The sequence below is a fragment of the Blautia sp. AM23-13AC genome (genome assembly GCF_003435675.1).
Taxonomy (GTDB): Bacteria; Bacillota; Clostridia; order Lachnospirales; family Lachnospiraceae; genus Fusicatenibacter; species Fusicatenibacter saccharivorans.
Window position 1 is genome coordinate 23,994 of the sequence record NZ_QTUL01000019.1, and the last position, 15,758, is coordinate 39,751.

General features: G+C 41.8%; 15 protein-coding genes and 1 pseudogene. 2 read left to right on the forward strand and 14 right to left on the reverse strand.

Features of this window, described 5'->3' with window-relative positions:
• The first annotated feature begins 7 nt into the window (after nt 1–7).
• Entirely contained in the window at nt 8–295 is a 288-nt protein-coding gene (locus DW642_RS15770; RefSeq protein WP_118700397.1) for a hypothetical protein, read from the forward strand.
• A 25-nt stretch (nt 296–320) separates the two neighbouring features.
• Here the strand turns inward: DW642_RS15770 and DW642_RS16690 are convergent.
• Both DW642_RS16690 and DW642_RS14955 read right to left on the reverse strand, forming a co-directional pair.
• Nucleotides 321–464 (reverse strand): annotated as a pseudogene (locus DW642_RS16690) (group II intron reverse transcriptase/maturase); the annotation flags it as partial.
• Nucleotides 465–922: 458 nt separating this feature from the next.
• Nucleotides 923–1,765, reverse strand: coding sequence for an AraC family transcriptional regulator (locus tag DW642_RS14955; RefSeq protein ID WP_055228666.1), 843 nt, complete (start codon nt 1,763–1,765; stop codon nt 923–925).
• A gap of 146 nt (nt 1,766–1,911) precedes the next feature.
• Between DW642_RS14955 and DW642_RS14960 the strand changes: the two genes are divergently transcribed.
• On the forward strand, nt 1,912–3,630 hold the full coding sequence (locus tag DW642_RS14960; protein ID WP_117510845.1) for a glycoside hydrolase family 2 protein: 1,719 nt from the start codon (nt 1,912–1,914) through the stop codon (nt 3,628–3,630).
• Between the two features lie 321 nt (nt 3,631–3,951).
• Here the strand turns inward: DW642_RS14960 and cytX are convergent, their stop codons facing one another.
• The 12 genes from cytX to DW642_RS15025 form a co-directional block, all read right to left on the reverse strand.
• A complete protein-coding gene (gene cytX / locus DW642_RS14965) occupies nt 3,952–5,112 on the reverse strand; it encodes a putative hydroxymethylpyrimidine transporter CytX (RefSeq protein ID WP_022462800.1) in 1,161 nt (386 codons plus the stop codon).
• A 115-nt stretch (nt 5,113–5,227) separates the two neighbouring features.
• Entirely contained in the window at nt 5,228–5,578 is a 351-nt protein-coding gene (locus DW642_RS14970) for an arsenate reductase family protein (RefSeq protein ID WP_117510847.1), read from the reverse strand.
• Nucleotides 5,579–5,792: 214 nt separating this feature from the next.
• Nucleotides 5,793–6,656, reverse strand: a complete 864-nt coding sequence (locus DW642_RS14975; RefSeq protein WP_055228665.1) for a serine hydrolase domain-containing protein — start codon at nt 6,654–6,656, stop codon at nt 5,793–5,795.
• Between the two features lie 78 nt (nt 6,657–6,734).
• Nucleotides 6,735–7,436 (reverse strand): hypothetical protein, encoded by a 702-nt coding sequence (locus DW642_RS14980; protein ID WP_055268300.1) that lies wholly within the window; start codon nt 7,434–7,436, stop codon nt 6,735–6,737.
• A gap of 25 nt (nt 7,437–7,461) precedes the next feature.
• On the reverse strand, nt 7,462–7,803 hold the full coding sequence (locus tag DW642_RS14985) for an arsenate reductase family protein (protein ID WP_055222169.1): 342 nt from the start codon (nt 7,801–7,803) through the stop codon (nt 7,462–7,464).
• Nucleotides 7,804–7,927: 124 nt separating this feature from the next.
• Nucleotides 7,928–8,347: a hypothetical protein gene (locus tag DW642_RS16830; RefSeq protein WP_330410165.1), complete on the reverse strand. Its 420-nt coding sequence runs from the start codon at nt 8,345–8,347 to the stop codon at nt 7,928–7,930.
• A 64-nt stretch (nt 8,348–8,411) separates the two neighbouring features.
• Nucleotides 8,412–9,665 (reverse strand): ATP-binding protein, encoded by a 1,254-nt coding sequence (locus tag DW642_RS15000; protein ID WP_117510848.1) that lies wholly within the window; start codon nt 9,663–9,665, stop codon nt 8,412–8,414.
• Nucleotides 9,666–10,001: 336 nt separating this feature from the next.
• Complete coding sequence (locus tag DW642_RS15005) at nt 10,002–10,526, reverse strand: flavodoxin family protein (RefSeq protein ID WP_117510850.1); 525 nt, start codon at nt 10,524–10,526, stop codon at nt 10,002–10,004.
• A 77-nt stretch (nt 10,527–10,603) separates the two neighbouring features.
• On the reverse strand, nt 10,604–10,756 hold the full coding sequence (locus DW642_RS15010; RefSeq protein WP_330410166.1) for a Tex-like N-terminal domain-containing protein: 153 nt from the start codon (nt 10,754–10,756) through the stop codon (nt 10,604–10,606).
• 5 nt (nt 10,757–10,761) lie between these two features.
• On the reverse strand, nt 10,762–12,504 hold the full coding sequence (locus tag DW642_RS15015) for an extracellular solute-binding protein (protein ID WP_117510851.1): 1,743 nt from the start codon (nt 12,502–12,504) through the stop codon (nt 10,762–10,764).
• Nucleotides 12,501–14,210, reverse strand: coding sequence for a cache domain-containing sensor histidine kinase (locus tag DW642_RS15020; protein WP_117510853.1), 1,710 nt, complete (start codon nt 14,208–14,210; stop codon nt 12,501–12,503). The genes DW642_RS15015 and DW642_RS15020 overlap by 4 nt, the downstream gene beginning before the upstream one ends.
• Nucleotides 14,173–15,732: a response regulator transcription factor gene (locus tag DW642_RS15025; RefSeq protein WP_117510855.1), complete on the reverse strand. Its 1,560-nt coding sequence runs from the start codon at nt 15,730–15,732 to the stop codon at nt 14,173–14,175. The genes DW642_RS15020 and DW642_RS15025 overlap by 38 nt, the downstream gene beginning before the upstream one ends.
• Nucleotides 15,733–15,758: the final 26 nt, after the last annotated feature.

Here is a 15,758-nt window from a genome sequence, read left to right on the forward strand (position 1 = left end):
ATGTTGTATGATATCAAACTACCAAAAATATCTTGAAATACTATTAACATTTATCTGTGTGATCGTACTGTATCCACAATCGCCCTATGCCACCGAAGCCATTTCACAGCGTGAAACCATACGCGTGGGATTCTTTGAGATGGACGGATACCATATGCAGGATGAAACCGGAAAACGAAGCGGCTATGGATATGATACCTTACGTCTTATGGCACGCTACTGGAATGTTCATTTTGAATACATCGGCTACGACAAAGCTTGGTTTAATTGCCTGTACGGATTTACGGGAAGATAATCCTTTCAGCTTTGACTTAAACTTCTTCCATGACTACTCCATTCTCCATTACACCGCTTTTCAGATAACGCTTAATCAGCTGCACCACTCGTTCATCCTTTTCATTCCTGCGAAGTAAGTTCATGAGAATTTCATGATTGAGTGTGTCAAAGTATTTTGATAAGTCCAGCTCTGCCCATTCTGTGTCCGATTTTAACGCCCTTATTGCCTCCGTAATCATTTCTTTAAAATCCTGAAGAAAGGCTTGTTTCTTCTCACTCACTTCAGCAGTTCTCTGAGTCTCCTGATATTCCTGTATGACCCCTTTCATATCAATCCGATTGGACTGCAGCTTATTCTGCAAAGCTAACATTTTCTGTATATCGTTGATCTGTGACCACCAAAGAAATATAGACCACACGAGATTGGCTACAGCTTCCGGTGCCTGTCCCCGGAAAAAAATGAGGAGAAGGTACTGTAAGAAATAATTGACTCCCTTAGGAGTAAATATGTAGTAGCAATAATTCATACCTTTTTAGCTGTATTTTGTATCGTAAACAGAAAGAAAATGCACTATAATCCAAGGCAATGAAAGTACTTAAAAAAGTAGTTTCGTTGCCTTGGTTCCATTTTTAGAAAGAATAATACTTAGGTGGGAAAATTCCCAGGCGCTGTGTGGAGTTTTCTGTAAGAAGCCGGGGACAGACCGCACTGTTTCTTGAAAAAGGAAGAAAAGTGGTGAGGGTCTAAGAACCCAAGCTGTGTGGAGATGGCAGAAACAGGAAGAGTGGTGCGGCTTAGCATGGACTGGGCCAGCTTGCATTTCTGGGACAGGTAATACTGGTAGGGAGCAACATGATATACCTCCTGGAACAGGTGGATGAGCCTGGAGCGGGACAGGGAAACGGTATCTGCCAGATGATCCAAGGACAGACTTTCTGTTAAGTGCATATCGATATAATTGCGGATCGCCAGTGCAGTAGGATTGATGGGAACTTTGTTTGCCAGAAAATCCGCAAGCTCCTGAATATATTGATGGAGCAGTACAGCCAGCTTGTCAGCAGAGTGTACAGGGTCGGCGGTAAAGGCATCAAGGATCCGGGTCAGAGGTGTTTCGTTATGGAAGCGGGGGATCAGGGTGACACCGTCTAAGCCGTAATCGGAGAGAAGATGCTGTACCAGACTGCCGCTGACATTGAACCAGATCTTGGTCCAGGGATCAACTTTGTCTGAATAGTAGTGGTGGTAGGTGCCGGCAGTAAGGATATAGGCATCTCCGGCATTTACAGTGAGGATACTGCCGTTTCGCTCGATATGTCCACGGCCGCTTAAAACGTATTCAAACACACACAGGGGTCTGCGATAAACCAGGATCTCATAGGCAGGATCCGGGTAAGTGATACCGGCCATGATGGGAGAAAAGCTTTCCGCGGTAGGGCCGGTGTAGACAGTGTATTTTTCAATCTGTGTGCGTGTAATTTCCTGAGGCATGGTGGTTCCTCCATTTTTTGAAAGCAAATTGCAATAATGTAATAACAGCATTGTAGTAAAAAGGAGCAAGCCTGTCAACTATGGCTTTCACTATATAAAATAAAAATGAAATCAACCCAAATAAATGATCACAGGAGGACAAAATTATGACACAAATACCCAGACCGGAGCATCCCCAGCCCCAGATGAAGAGGGAGCATTGGAAAAACCTGAATGGAGAATGGGATTTTTCCTTTGACTTTGGATGCAGCGGCATAGATCAGAAATGGCAGGAAGGAAAGACAGATTGGGAGAAGAAGATCCTGGTGCCCTTCTGCCCGGAAAGTGATCTGAGCGGAATCGGCTATAAGGACTTTATCCCCGGCGTATGGTATCACCGTACCATCACATTGACAGGGGAGGAGCTGAAGGGAGATCTTCTCTTACACTTCGGCGCAGTGGACTATGATGCAAGAGTATGGATCAATGGAGTAGAGGCAGGCAGACACCAGGGCGGTTATGTTTCCTTTACGTTTAATATTACAAAGCTTGTAAAGGAAGGAGAAAATGACATTACGCTTTTTGCAGCAGATGATGTGAGAGGCGGAAAGCAGCCCAAGGGAAAGCAGAGTCATTTCTTCTACTCCAGAGGCTGTGATTATACCAGAACGACAGGTATCTGGCAGACGGTATGGCTTGAGTGGGTACCGGAAAGCTACATTGAAAAAGTGCAATATTATCCAAACCTGGCAGAGGCAACTCTGGGAATTAAGGCGGTAGTAAAGGGGCAGGGCACACTGGAAGCAAAGGCCTTTTATGGGGGAGAGCCCTGTGGCAGCGTAAGCGCAAAGTCAGAGGGCGGCACCGTTACCATGACACTTCCTTTGTCCCGTCTGGAAAAGTGGGAGCCGGGTCATGGCAGACTGTATGACCTTACATTAACCTATGGAGAAGATAAGGTAGAAAGCTACTTTGGTATGCGTGAGGTAAGACTGGATGGAGAGAAATTCCTCATCAACGATAAGAGCGTGTTCCAAAGACTGGTGCTGGATCAGGGCTTCTATCCGGATGGCATTTACACAGCGCCTACAGAGGAAGCACTTGTCAAGGATGTGGAACTGTCCATGGCTGCAGGCTTCAACGGCGCAAGACTCCATCAGAAGGTATTTGAGCCTCTGTTCTTGTATCACTGCGATAAAGCAGGCTATCTGGTATGGGGCGAGCAGGGCTGTTGGGGACTGGATTACAGCAATCCCGCAGCATTAAAATATTTCCTGCCTGAGTGGATGGAAGCCTTGGAGAGAGACTTCAACCATCCCGCCATCATCGGCTGGTGTCCGTTTAATGAGACATGGGATTATGAGGGAAGAAGGCAGGATGACAGCTTACTGGCCAATGTGTATAAGATGACAAAGCTATATGACACCACCAGACCCTGCATTGATACCAGCGGAAATTATCATGTGGTGACGGACATCTATGACTTACACAATTATGAGCAGGATCCGGCAAAGTTTGCAGCAACCTACGAGTCCTTTAAACAGGGAGGTGATTTGGAAGATAATCATGGCTACAGGCAGACACCTGTAAAGGGCATCCCTACCTTCATCAGTGAGTATGGCGGTATCAAGTGGGACGAGGAAGGTGTTGAAAAGGATGGCTGGGGCTATGGTGCAGGTCCTGCTACCAAGGAGGAATTCCTGAACCGATATAAGGGACTGACCGATGCCCTTTTGGACAATCCCCATATGTTTGCCTTCTGCTATACCCAGCTGTATGATGTGGAGCAGGAGTTAAACGGTCTGTATACCTATGAACGTAAACCCAAGTTTGATATGGATGTGATAAAGGCAATCAATGCCCGTAAGGCAGCAATCGAGGATTAAAAGCATCCCGCAGAGTATAAAAGAAAGCGTGTGAGAGACATTGGGGTCTGACCCTCTTACAATTTTCTTGGTGAGATAAAAAACAAGTGCAAAACTTTTAAATGTATAGCTATAAATGAGCAAATTTGAAAAACTGTACAAACAAATCTGCTATACACGGACATTAAGAGGATTAAACAATTTATTGTCCGCTACACTTGGCGGTAAATACCCGTGACTGGACTTGCACCAGCAAGATTAGTGCCATGCTCGGCACACAAAATGACTGCCCCGCCTGCTCAAATGCAGGCAGAACAGTCATCTGATATTTTTATTCACTTTTTATGAAACAAATTTTCCAACGATCAGGCAGATTACAATCGTAATCACCATATCCGGCAGAGTGTTTCCCAGCGGCATGTCGATGTTCATCAGAATTCGGTATACCACAAATCCAATCACCCAGATGATCAGATTCGGAATATGTACGGCCAGGCTGCTCTTGTCCCGTTTCAGCAGGAAAAAGTCGGCAATCTGGATTGCGATCATCGGTGCAAAGACCGAGCCGATCAGATAGAGGAAATCTGTGATGTTGTCCATCGGATATACAATCGCTGCGATGGTTCCAATGACGGTGACAACGATGGCCACATGCTTTCCATTCCATTTGCTTACGACGGTCTCGCTGGAAATTCCTGCGGAGTAGGCATCCAGAAATGTCGTTGTTACTGTTGAAAATACAATAATCAGAAGGCCCGCAATGCCAAGGCCTGCCTTCAGCATGATCTGCGCGATGTCATATTCTCCGGTGATGATCGCTGCTCCCATTCCAATCACATACATCCAGCAGCTGACGATTCCATAGACAACCGCGCTGATGGCCGTTGCTTTGACCGGTTCTTTTGCTTCTCTTGTGTAATCGCTGATCAGCGGCAGCCAGGATAACGGCATCGCAACCGCAAGTTCTACTGCTGCACCGAATGTCATACTGTCATCCGATGGTGCTCCTGCTCCGCCTCCGGCAAAGATGACCTTGCTCAGGATCAGGCTAAGCAGAAATAATGCTGCCATGGCAACCGTGTTGATTTTACCAAGATTCGTGATTCCGATCACAATCCATAGAATAATCAGGACTCCGATCACAAGGCACCAGATCCATCTGCCCGTATGCATTACGCCGTCTGCGGCGAGCGCTCCGTCATAGATCATGATGGCGGTCCAGCCAACGAGCTGCAATACATTCAGGACAGCAAAAAGGATGCTTCCCTTCTGTCCAAAACTCATTTTTACAGTTTCCATGGCACTTTTTCTGACCCTTCCGCCGATCACGCCCGCCAGAAACAGCATCAGGCATCCGATGATATGGCCGATAAGAATCGCTGCCAGACCTTTTCCCATGCCGAGCGGTGCAAGGTAGGTTCCGGTCAGGATTTCGGCAATCGAGACACCTGCCCCAAACCAGATCAGGCCATTCTCGAACAGGCCGGTACGTTTTTCGTTCATTTTCATGTTCCTCTCTTTGCTTAAATTTTCATACCGGAAACCATTTTAGCACAGAAGGGAAAATGCGGCAATGAATTTACTCTATCCGTTCATCTGACTCCCAATCTTTCTCCAATCATCCCAGCTTTTCAGACCATTCTGCTTCCTTAAAGCCGATCAGCACGGTATCACCATCGATCAGCAGCGGGCGTTTCACCAGCATACCATTCGTGGCAAGAAGCTGCAGCTGTTCCTCTTCGCTCATGGCAGGAAGTTTGTCCTTCAGTTTCATTTCTTTATAAAGAAGGCCGCTGGTATTAAAGAACTTTTTAAGTGGAAAGCCGCTCTTAGAATACCATTCCTTTAACTCACCGCAGGTTGGATTCACATCCACGATGTTGCGCTCGGTATATTCTATTTTCTGTGCATCTAACCATTTTTTCGCTTTCTGGCAGGTTGAGCATTTTGGGTAATATATAAATAACATTTCTCCATCTCCAATCAAATATAATTTATCCATAATCCTGTATCTTTTGCCGGAATCATTTCAGCACAGGAACGGAGGATCGGCAATTATTTTCCTTCTTCCAAGATCAATTCCAGCACCTTCATCAGCTTCGGAATCCAGCCCATCTATCTTATATAGACGAGCTGTTTGAGCTCTTTTGGTCTTTCCTTTTTCACAATTATGCAATAATAATCTATAACTTTGCACATACCAAATCATACAAAGCACTCATAAGTTCTTCCCCGTTCCGGCATTCTGCGACCATCGAAATAACCGCATTCTTGTCCGGAAGGATCATGGAAATCTGAGAATATTTTCCATCCGCCCGGTAGGAATTATATTCTCCTCTCCAGAAAAGATAACCATAATTGTCTGTATCGGATGCTGCTGTACTTTCTTCTATCCATTTTTCGGATAAAATCTGTTTTCCATTCCATTTTCCCTTATTCAGGTAAAACAATCCGAATTTATGAAGTTCAGAAAGTGTAAGGAACAATCCACCTGCGCCAAAACTGTTTCCAAGAGGATCCGTCTCCCATGTCGGCCGCTTGATTCCAAGATGTTTAAAAAGCCTTGGTGTAAGATAAGAGACCAGATCGCATCCGGAACGTCTCTGTACAAGAATGCCTGCCAGGTAGGGACCAACATTATTATATACAAAATGTGTACCTGGCTTATATTGAAACGGAATCGCCAAAGACATTTTTACCCAGTCATCCTCCTGGTATAATGGCCGCTGTTCTCCCATAAGGCTGCCCTGTTCCTGTCCTAAACACATCGTAAGCAGGTCTCGAACCGTCGCCATTTTCAGATTATCATCGATCACATCGGGTAAATCTTCGGGAAAGGCATCCGTCAGTTTTTCATCTAAAGACAGTAATCCTTCCTGGACAGCAAAACCAACTGCACAGGATGTGAAGCTCTTCGTTGCAGAATAGATATTTCTACGGCATTCGGGTTCGCTGTACCATTCATTTATGAGGTCGCCATCTTTTGTAACCTTTATTCCAAGGACGTGAAAGGTTTTTGCAGCTCCTATAAAATCAGATATGTCCATAGCTAGGTTCCTCCTTTATTTTTACTATAATAATTTGTAGTATCTTTGCCATGTTGTCTTTCTGAAATTTTTATAAACCTATGTATATTTCCTCCTCATCAACCACTTCTGATCAATACATTTCACCTCACCATTAAACCGAATATGAAGATGCACTCCGCCTGATCTCAGATTAATCTTTTCTACGATTCCATCTCCGAATTTCGGATGTGTGACATTGTCTCCAATTTTATATTGAACAACTTCATCCTTCTGCTTCTGTGCTTTCTGCTGGCGCTGATACGTATCTCGAATCGGCACTGTCTTATCATGAATCCGGCTTTTTAATACTTTATCATAGTTATGATCCAACAGCGCCTCTCCTGCCTTATAATAAGGTGTCGGTGCTGCACCTATAAGAGAACAACAATATTTCCACGCACTTCCATGTGTTCCAGCCTGCCATTTATACTTCTCAGGTATCCGCATATTGTACTGCATGTAATGCGCATATTCATGCTTGAATAAATCGATACGGTCCTCTTTTGACAACGGATTGTTGACTCCGTACGCAACAAAGAGCAGGGAAAAATGAAAATGTTCCTTTTCATGAGCACTCTGCCTTGTATAGGATCCCAGAGAATCGGTCTCAAATCCAAATGTTACCGGTATTTTTGCTCCATTCAAATGAAATTTCCGGTCCAGTTCCTGATATAAATTCTGAATTAATGCTGTCAAAATTGGGATTTCTTTCTGCAGCCGCTGGCGTAAAAACTGGTTTTCTTGATCATAATAAGTCATTCTTTCATGTTTCCTCCCAGCTTTTCTATTGCCACTTCTTCCATATCTCCGGCTGATAACCGAGCGTAGAAAGTTTTCCATTTCTGACCACTGGTGTCTTAATTACAGATGGATTTTCCATCACTTTCTGAAGCTTATCCTCATCAGCAATGTATTTAATCAAAGCTAATAAATCCTTGTCTTTGCCATCCCAATTAATCATATTTTCCAGTCCACCATTTGCCTGAGCTACAGAATTAAATTCTCCTTTGCTCATGCCTTTTTCCTTCATATCTACAAACTGATACTTGATGCCGCGCTCTTTGAAAAAACGCTCGGCTTTCTTTGTATCGTTGCATTTCTTTGTTCCAAATATTTGTATATTCATTGTAATATTCCCTTCTGGATCCAAAATTGCCGTATGCCATAATCTTGCGTATTATCTTACATACTTTCTTCCTTGATTATACAAGATTTCAGTTCTTACTTTTTAATTCCGACCTTTTGAACCTTTATCTGCCTAGAATCAGCTTTACTGCATCAATCAGATCCTCACTAAATCCTTCGAGCTCATCCATCGTAATAACTCCATCTCCGACTAAATATGCAATATCCCAAATTGCCGTAGATTTCCGAATTTCAATCAGAACTCCCGGATTTTTCTTATCCTGCCTGATACGCTTCTCAAGTGTCCAGAAATGATCTGATGCATTTCCTGTGTTCGCAGGGTCAGGTACCTGTTGCAGATGTCGTCTTGTATAGGATCCCAGAGAATCCGTGTCAAATCCAAAAGTTATCGGGATTTTTGCTCCGTTTAAATGAAACTTCCGGTCCAGTTCCTGATACAAATTCTGGATTAATGCCCTCAAAATCGGGATTTCTTTCTGCAATCGCTGGCGTAAAAACTGGCCTTCTCGATTATCATAAGTCATTATTTTATGTTTCCTATTGATGTAAGGCGCTGACCCCAATGCTATGAATCTTCTGTGTTCTCGGTCACTTAATTATATATTTTGTTCCTCTGCCTTTTCCTTCAACTGCAACCACACCCTTTTCTCCCATAGTTTTAAGTAAATGTGTTGTTTTTGATTTTCCAAATGGGACATATGGTGCAATTTCACTTATTGATTTTAACATCGTCTTACTTAATAATTTGTAAATTACTTTTTCATCCTCAGTCAAATTAACATTCGTTTCAAATAGCGGCAGCACAATTTTTATAGCATTTTCTGATACCTCAAAATCTGGTTTTATCAGACTCTCTGCATACAGTTGTTTTATTCGTGTAATTCCCGTTCCAAATATCTCTACAAATCCCAATCTGTAAAACACATTTGCAAGATTTCTATTCCTTAAAACAGAAAGTTTACCTGATAAATATTCTTCGGCTGTTATTCCAGCTGGCAATCCACCAGGAGATACAACCTCTATTCTATCATCAAACATAGAAACTCTGATGTGTGAATCAATATCCCATACCCTATGAATTAAAGCATTTGCAATTGCTTCTCTGAAAGCTGCTTGTGGTATTTTCTCCATCGTTTTTCTATCAGCGCCCTGTATGACTTCATATTGGTAATAGTCTTTAAATACAGCAAGTGTTTTTTCATATACATCTAAAACTGATACATTTTCAAAGGTTACTCTTTTTTGAATAATACTGATGTTCTCACCGAACTTAACAAGATCAATTCCGGAAAAATGATTTTTATCTGCCAAAAGTCCTGCTGCATTATTAAAACCATTTGCATTGTCATACAGATTCAGTGTCTTTAAAGTATCCTGATTGAAACTTTCAATCTGAATATTTTCTTTTAGTTTATGCTGTAAAAAATCAAAAGATAGCTCCTGATCTTTACACTGTAATTCTTCAAAGCTAATATTTTTTCCTTCTAATACAAGCCTTGAAAATTCAAGTGTGTCTACCTCTATCGTTGCTGTATCATTTCGTTTGTATGCTTTCGATTTATATAAATATGGCTTCTGAAGACCACTTTTTACAGTAAGTTTTATCGTTTGATCATTATTCTGTAGTTCAAGCATATAATTTGGCTGAGGCGAAATACTGTCATTGATTTTATTTTCGATATCCAGGCAAGCCTGCTTTACATCTGGCAAGCCTTTTACATTTCCATCATCATCTACGCCAAAAAGAATCATTCCGCCATTATAATTCGAAAAGGCACTGACTGTTTTCAAAAAAATATTCGTAATCGTTTCCTTGAATTCCAATATTCTTGTTTCACGCATAGCAATCATTTCCTTTCCCAGTCTTAATGGTTATATTATATGTTTAAATACGCGAAAAATCAATCGTAAATTTTTACGATTGATTTTTCAATTGATTTTGAGTGTGTTTTTCTGTTATTCTTCTTCATTTCAATTCACGTCTTCACGGGAGACGACCAATGCCGCTTCACTTTATAGTAAGTGTTCTACCGGTTGCGATTTTTCTGGGCTGGTATAATTTATTTATGTTTTTTTAGATTTTTTTATTTTCTCTTTCGAGTCCCAGACATCCTGACAAATGCTTTCATCATTATTTTTATTTTTTTCTTTCCTGAAACCTGGAACTTTAAATATGCTTTATAAGTTTTTTCCAATATTTTCAAGTTCTTTTATAGAATCCTTATTTTTTGCAAGTTCATCACTGGCTGTTGCATAATATGATTTTTGGAAAATCATATCCCATGAAAGATATTTCGCCATGCAGTCGAACTGTTTGTCAATTAACTCATACTGGATACTGTCCACCGGGGATCCTCCCACAACGATTGTTCCAACTTTTTTATTTTTCAGCTGCAAACCGCGGCAGTAGCACTTATCAATGATAAGTTTCAACTGCGCAGACATTCCCCACCAATATACCGGAGTAGCAAAAAGAATCACATCTGCAGCAGTAATTTTATCAATCGTGGGATTTGTATCATCCTGATCAATACATCCTTTATAACATTGACAGACCCCACATCCCTTACAAGGTGCTATATGAAGTCTGTCTGGTTGGATGATTTCAATCTCATTCTTTTCTGATGCCCCTTTTATAAATGCGTCAATCGCCGTCAGCGTGTTTCCCCTTCTGGCACTTCCGTTAATAATCACAATTTTCATGTATGTTTCCTCCAGCTTCTGATTTCATGAAATCATTATACCTTTTTTCGCTTATCCTGTCATCACATTTCATCAGATCAGAACCTGTCAAAACCTTTCTCCTTCGCGATTGTCGCACGTGTGCGGCGCTTTGGACGATATGGGCGATACAGGTCTTCTACTGCCACAAGCGTTTCCGCTGCCAGAATCTGTTTCTTTAATTCTTCTGTCAGTCTCTGATTAATATCCATTCTTTTTAGTTCTTTCCACTTTCATAGGCGTTCTGCACCCGTTCGGTCAGCACTTTTCCACCGTTTGCATACCATTCTATCACAAAAGTATCAAAGTAATCCACTGGTTTCTCCCCACTAATGATCTGAAGAAATGCTTCCTGTTCCAGTTCCTGTAATTCTTGCGGAATTTCTGCATTTACATTTTCCAGAGGCAATGTCGATGTACTTGTTATTCCTGCCTTCTGCAGTTCCCCCACAGCCTGAATTCTTGACGCATACGCCGCCCATCCATTCGCGGTTGTCAGCTGTCCATTCAAGTAAGATTTACATGTATTAAAATAAGACTTTTCCAAACCGCTAAGCTCTGATACATCAAGCGTCTTATCCAGTGCTGCCTGAATATGTTCTGTCGTACGGTAAAGTGCATCCTCATAATCCACATTAATATTCAGTGGCCGGGCCGTCGGATCTACATTAATAGAAAAATAATCATTCACTTCTCTTGCCGCACTATCATTTGCATATCTAGACTGATCAAAAATCGCACTCACATACTTTGCTACAATTTCCGGATGCTCATATCCTTTACGCACCACCACATACATCCACTGGTCATACGATTCAAAAACTGATATCTTCTGCGTCTCATTTACCTGTTCTTTGTCTAAAAGATACGGTTTCCACTCTGCATTTGAATCGACATTATATGCTGCACTCAACGGGTTATTCGGAGCCCACCAGCGTCCATAGATAGCACCGCAATGTCCGGTTTTTAACAGATCATCTATGTTTTCCGTCTTTCGTAGCAGGAATCTCTGGTCGAGTATCTCATCCTCATATAGATTGTGAAGTTTCAAAAGCGCTTCTTTTGTTTCCTGTGTTACTGACCCATAAACTACATTTCCATTTTTATCCAGGATCCAGTGACATGGCATTGCACCGGCATGTATAAAAGTTGCATCCACTCCATAAGTCTGATCCGCACCGGCAACCACGTCTGTACTACAGGCAAGGCCGATTGTCTGACCGTCTCCTGCTGCATCCTGTTCTACAAATGCCCGGATCACTTCCAACGCTTCTCCTACTGTTTCCGGTTCCTTTAATCCCAACTTCTCAATCCAGTCTTTCCGCAGCCAAAGAAGCGGAGTTCCATCGTCAATCACCGTATTCGGAAATGCATATAGCTTTCCATCCACGGTTGCAGACTGTAAAAGAGAATCTCCATAACTTTCATACATTTCTTTGATCGTATCTGTCGTACACTCTTCATACGTTTCTGTAAGTTCTTCGATCAGGCCTGCTTCAATCAGGCGGAGCAGGTTATCTCTTCCCTTCACAACAAGCACGTCTGGAATATCACGATCTTCAATCGCTACATTGACCGCCTCTTCATAAGTATTGCCATCCTGCAATTCAAAGACATCTTCATTCTGAATATTAAGTATTTTCTTCAAATATCTCGTATATGCATTATTTTCGTACGTATCTCCTACAGGAAGATTCGAATTATTCGCCCCTGCAATCTTGCCAAGTGTATAGGTAACAGTCTCAGGATATTTCCCAAGTGGTGTATGCATCGCTTTATACATCAGCTTTCTTTTCACTTTAACTGCATTGTTTGCACCAGACTCACTTTGAGATGCTTTTAACTGTTCCATCTGTCTTTGACTTTCCTTCGTCTCAAAATAGGTTCCGCACCAAAGCATCAGCAATAAAATTAATGCAAGATGGGCTGAGAGAATTCGCTTTTTCATATCGTTTTTCATAACACCTTCGCCTCCGTGTTCTTCGGAATCCGGATAAAGACCCGCGTTCCTTTTCCTGGAGTACTTTCTATCTTCATCTCACCTTTTTCTCCATAAAGGACATGGATTCTGTCACAGACATTTCGCACACCATAACCGGAGGACTGATATGTCAGAATCTGATCCGCCTTCTCCTGCGTCATTCCCGCACCATTGTCCCTGATTTCAAAGAAAATGTGCTCAGCCTCTTCACGAATCGTCAGCCACAACGTCGGATTCTCATTCTCTGACACATCAATTCCATGATCGATTGCATTTTCTGCAAGTGGCTGCAGGATCAACTTCGGTATCAGATAATCATTAAGACCATCCGAAATCTGTTCAACCACACCGAACTCGTTATCATGCATAACAAGTTGGATTTTGAGATATGCACGGATGTTATCAATTTCTTTTGCCACTGTAGTCATTGTTTCACCACGATTCAGGCTTGTCCGATAATAAGTAGACAGTGCCAATGTCACATGACTGATTTCATCCTCCCCCGCTTCAATTGCTTTCCAGTTGATGATTGAAAGCGAATTATAAAGGAAATGTGGATTGATCTGTGCCTGCAGTGCTCTCATCTCACTGTTCTGAAGCTGGATCTTACTCTCATATACTTCTGAGATCAAATGGTTCATCTGATCCATCATGCGCCGAAATGACTGGATCAGCACACCCACCTCGTCTTTGGATTTACTCTGCACGGTAACTTTACGAAGTCCCATATTGATCAGGTTCATATTTTCAGTCAATAACTCCAATTGCGATACCATACGGAGGGAAAAAACATATCCCAGAAAACTCAGAAGAAGAACACTGATTAAAATAATCGGAATATTTTTGAGCAAAAGCTTATGGATTGCGTTTTCACTTACTGCCTTTGGACGATAGATATAGAAATTCCATCCTGTATCCTTCATTGTCCGCCGTACCAGATAATAATTCTCACTGATACCTTTCAGACTCTCAATATCCTTCGGACGATATTTCTTATCCATAGAACACTCGGCATAGACAATATTTCCATTATCATCCTGAATCATGCCTCCTGTATTATCTGTGAGCTGGCTCATGAATGGTTCAAGAACTTTTTCATAATCCAGACGCATCTCCAACACCGCTTTGATCGTATCATTGTCATAGAATTTCCGACTGGCAATGATTGATTTATTCACACCGCGAGTGATGCTCCACTGCATTAATGTTCCCTCATTCAACCTGGAATACCACTGTTGATTCTCCGCTTCCGACATTGGAAGAAGTGTATCTCCATGTGGCACTTCTATATTGTCAGAATATAATGTAATGCTCTGGATCTCTTTGTGATAGATCGTCGGCATCTGCAACAGTGGATCAGCCACCTTCACATATTTCAAATACTTCTCATAATCCGACTCTGTCTCCACATCAAAAATATTCCTGAGATTTTGAGAATAAGACAGATAATCAACCAGGTTCTCATAGATCTGAGACTGATTCTCAATCGAACTCACTGACTGTTCCAACATTTTCTCCAGATTGTACTGTTCCTTCTCTCGCAATTGATTCATCATGCCATACTGCATGGAAAAAGCAAGGAATCCTACCGGAACCAGTCCTGCAATCAGCATCAAAACAGACAGTTTTTTACGAAATTTCAGATTTTCAAATCGATGGATCAACTTCCGTATTTGTTTTTTCATCCGCCGCTATTCCTTTCCTGCATGCTTCCGGTGTATCTCCGAAAAACTCTCTGAAACTTCTGCAGAAGTATGAGTTGTTGGAAAATCCTACTTCTTTCGCAATTTGGGAGATTTTCATATTCGTTGTCTCTAAAAGCTCTTTTGCTTTATTCATTCGCACTTCACGGATAAAACGGTTCAGTGTCATCCCTGTTTCTTCTTTAAATACAGCGCTTAAATATCCCGGTGACAGAAAAACCATTGCGGAAAGTGTCTCTGCTCCCAGATCCTTTTCCTTATAATGGTGATAAATATATCCCTTCACGGTTGTAACTTCTGATCGGAACCCATCTTCCTGCTCTTGCATGCAATGTTCATATTCCTGAAGTACTTCTTCTACTATAGCAATCACATCATTAAGGTTTCTGCAGCGATATAATCGATCCACTCTCTTGGAAAGCATCTTTTCATCCAGCCCTTCCATCTGGTCGAGCAATTCTTTCATAATTCCAGAAAATACAAACTTTACATACATATCCGAAAATTGCTTATGCGCACGATATTTTTCTTCCAGTCTCTGAAAATCCTGACGGAGATGTGGCAGATCTTTATATTGAATATCTTTCGTAATCTGTTCCATGATTTCAGAATCTTCTGCCGGATCAGCTTTCTTCTCTTCCTGCTTCTCCCCGTGGAAAAACAGATGCTGACGTGGCTGATAGAACTGCTCTTCTAACATTCCTTCCAGCACCTTAAATTCCTCTGCCAGATTTTTTCCATCTTCGATTTCCTCACTGACTGCAAAATAACATTCACTGTCAAACTGGTGCGCAAAAAAACGATACATTTTCTCTACGATTCCATGATAATCTGCATATTTTTCCGTGAACAAAAAGATGGATTCGTTCGAATTCAGATTCACATAATGAAACTCTCTCTGCACCTCTTCCTTCAGGCTCATCAGGAAATGTTCCTCTTCCGTTTCGAAGAATCCATTTGAGGCACTGACAAGAACCATACGGGTAAATTGGGACAGATCATCTTCCATTCCATCTGTAAGTTTCTTAAACTGAACAAAATCTTCCTCTTTTCCCCCATACAGATATTTCAGTAAAAAGTATTTTTTCAGATAATCTTCTTTCTTTTCCTGCTGCTCTTTTTTCTCTATCTTAGAAGAAATATTTTCCATCACTCGTTGAAAAGTCTTATGGAATTCCTCCGGATCAACCGGCTTCAGAACATAGTCCACAACTCCATACCGCAATGCTTCTCTTGCATAAGAGAAATCATTATATCCGCTGAAGATCACGATTTCCATATCCGGATGATCTTCTCTCACTGCTTTCGTCAGCTCCAGTCCATTCATATAAGGCATCTTTACATCCGAAAATAAAATATCCACATGGTTTGATTCTAATACTCCCAGTGCATCCTTTCCATTCGTTGCTTCTAGGATCTGGAATTCTCCTTCCTCCCTCTTTAACAGAAAGCGGATTCCCCTTCGCTCCAGTTTTTCATCATCCACGATCAATATTGTAATCATTTCCCCACTCCTCCCACACGTTCACT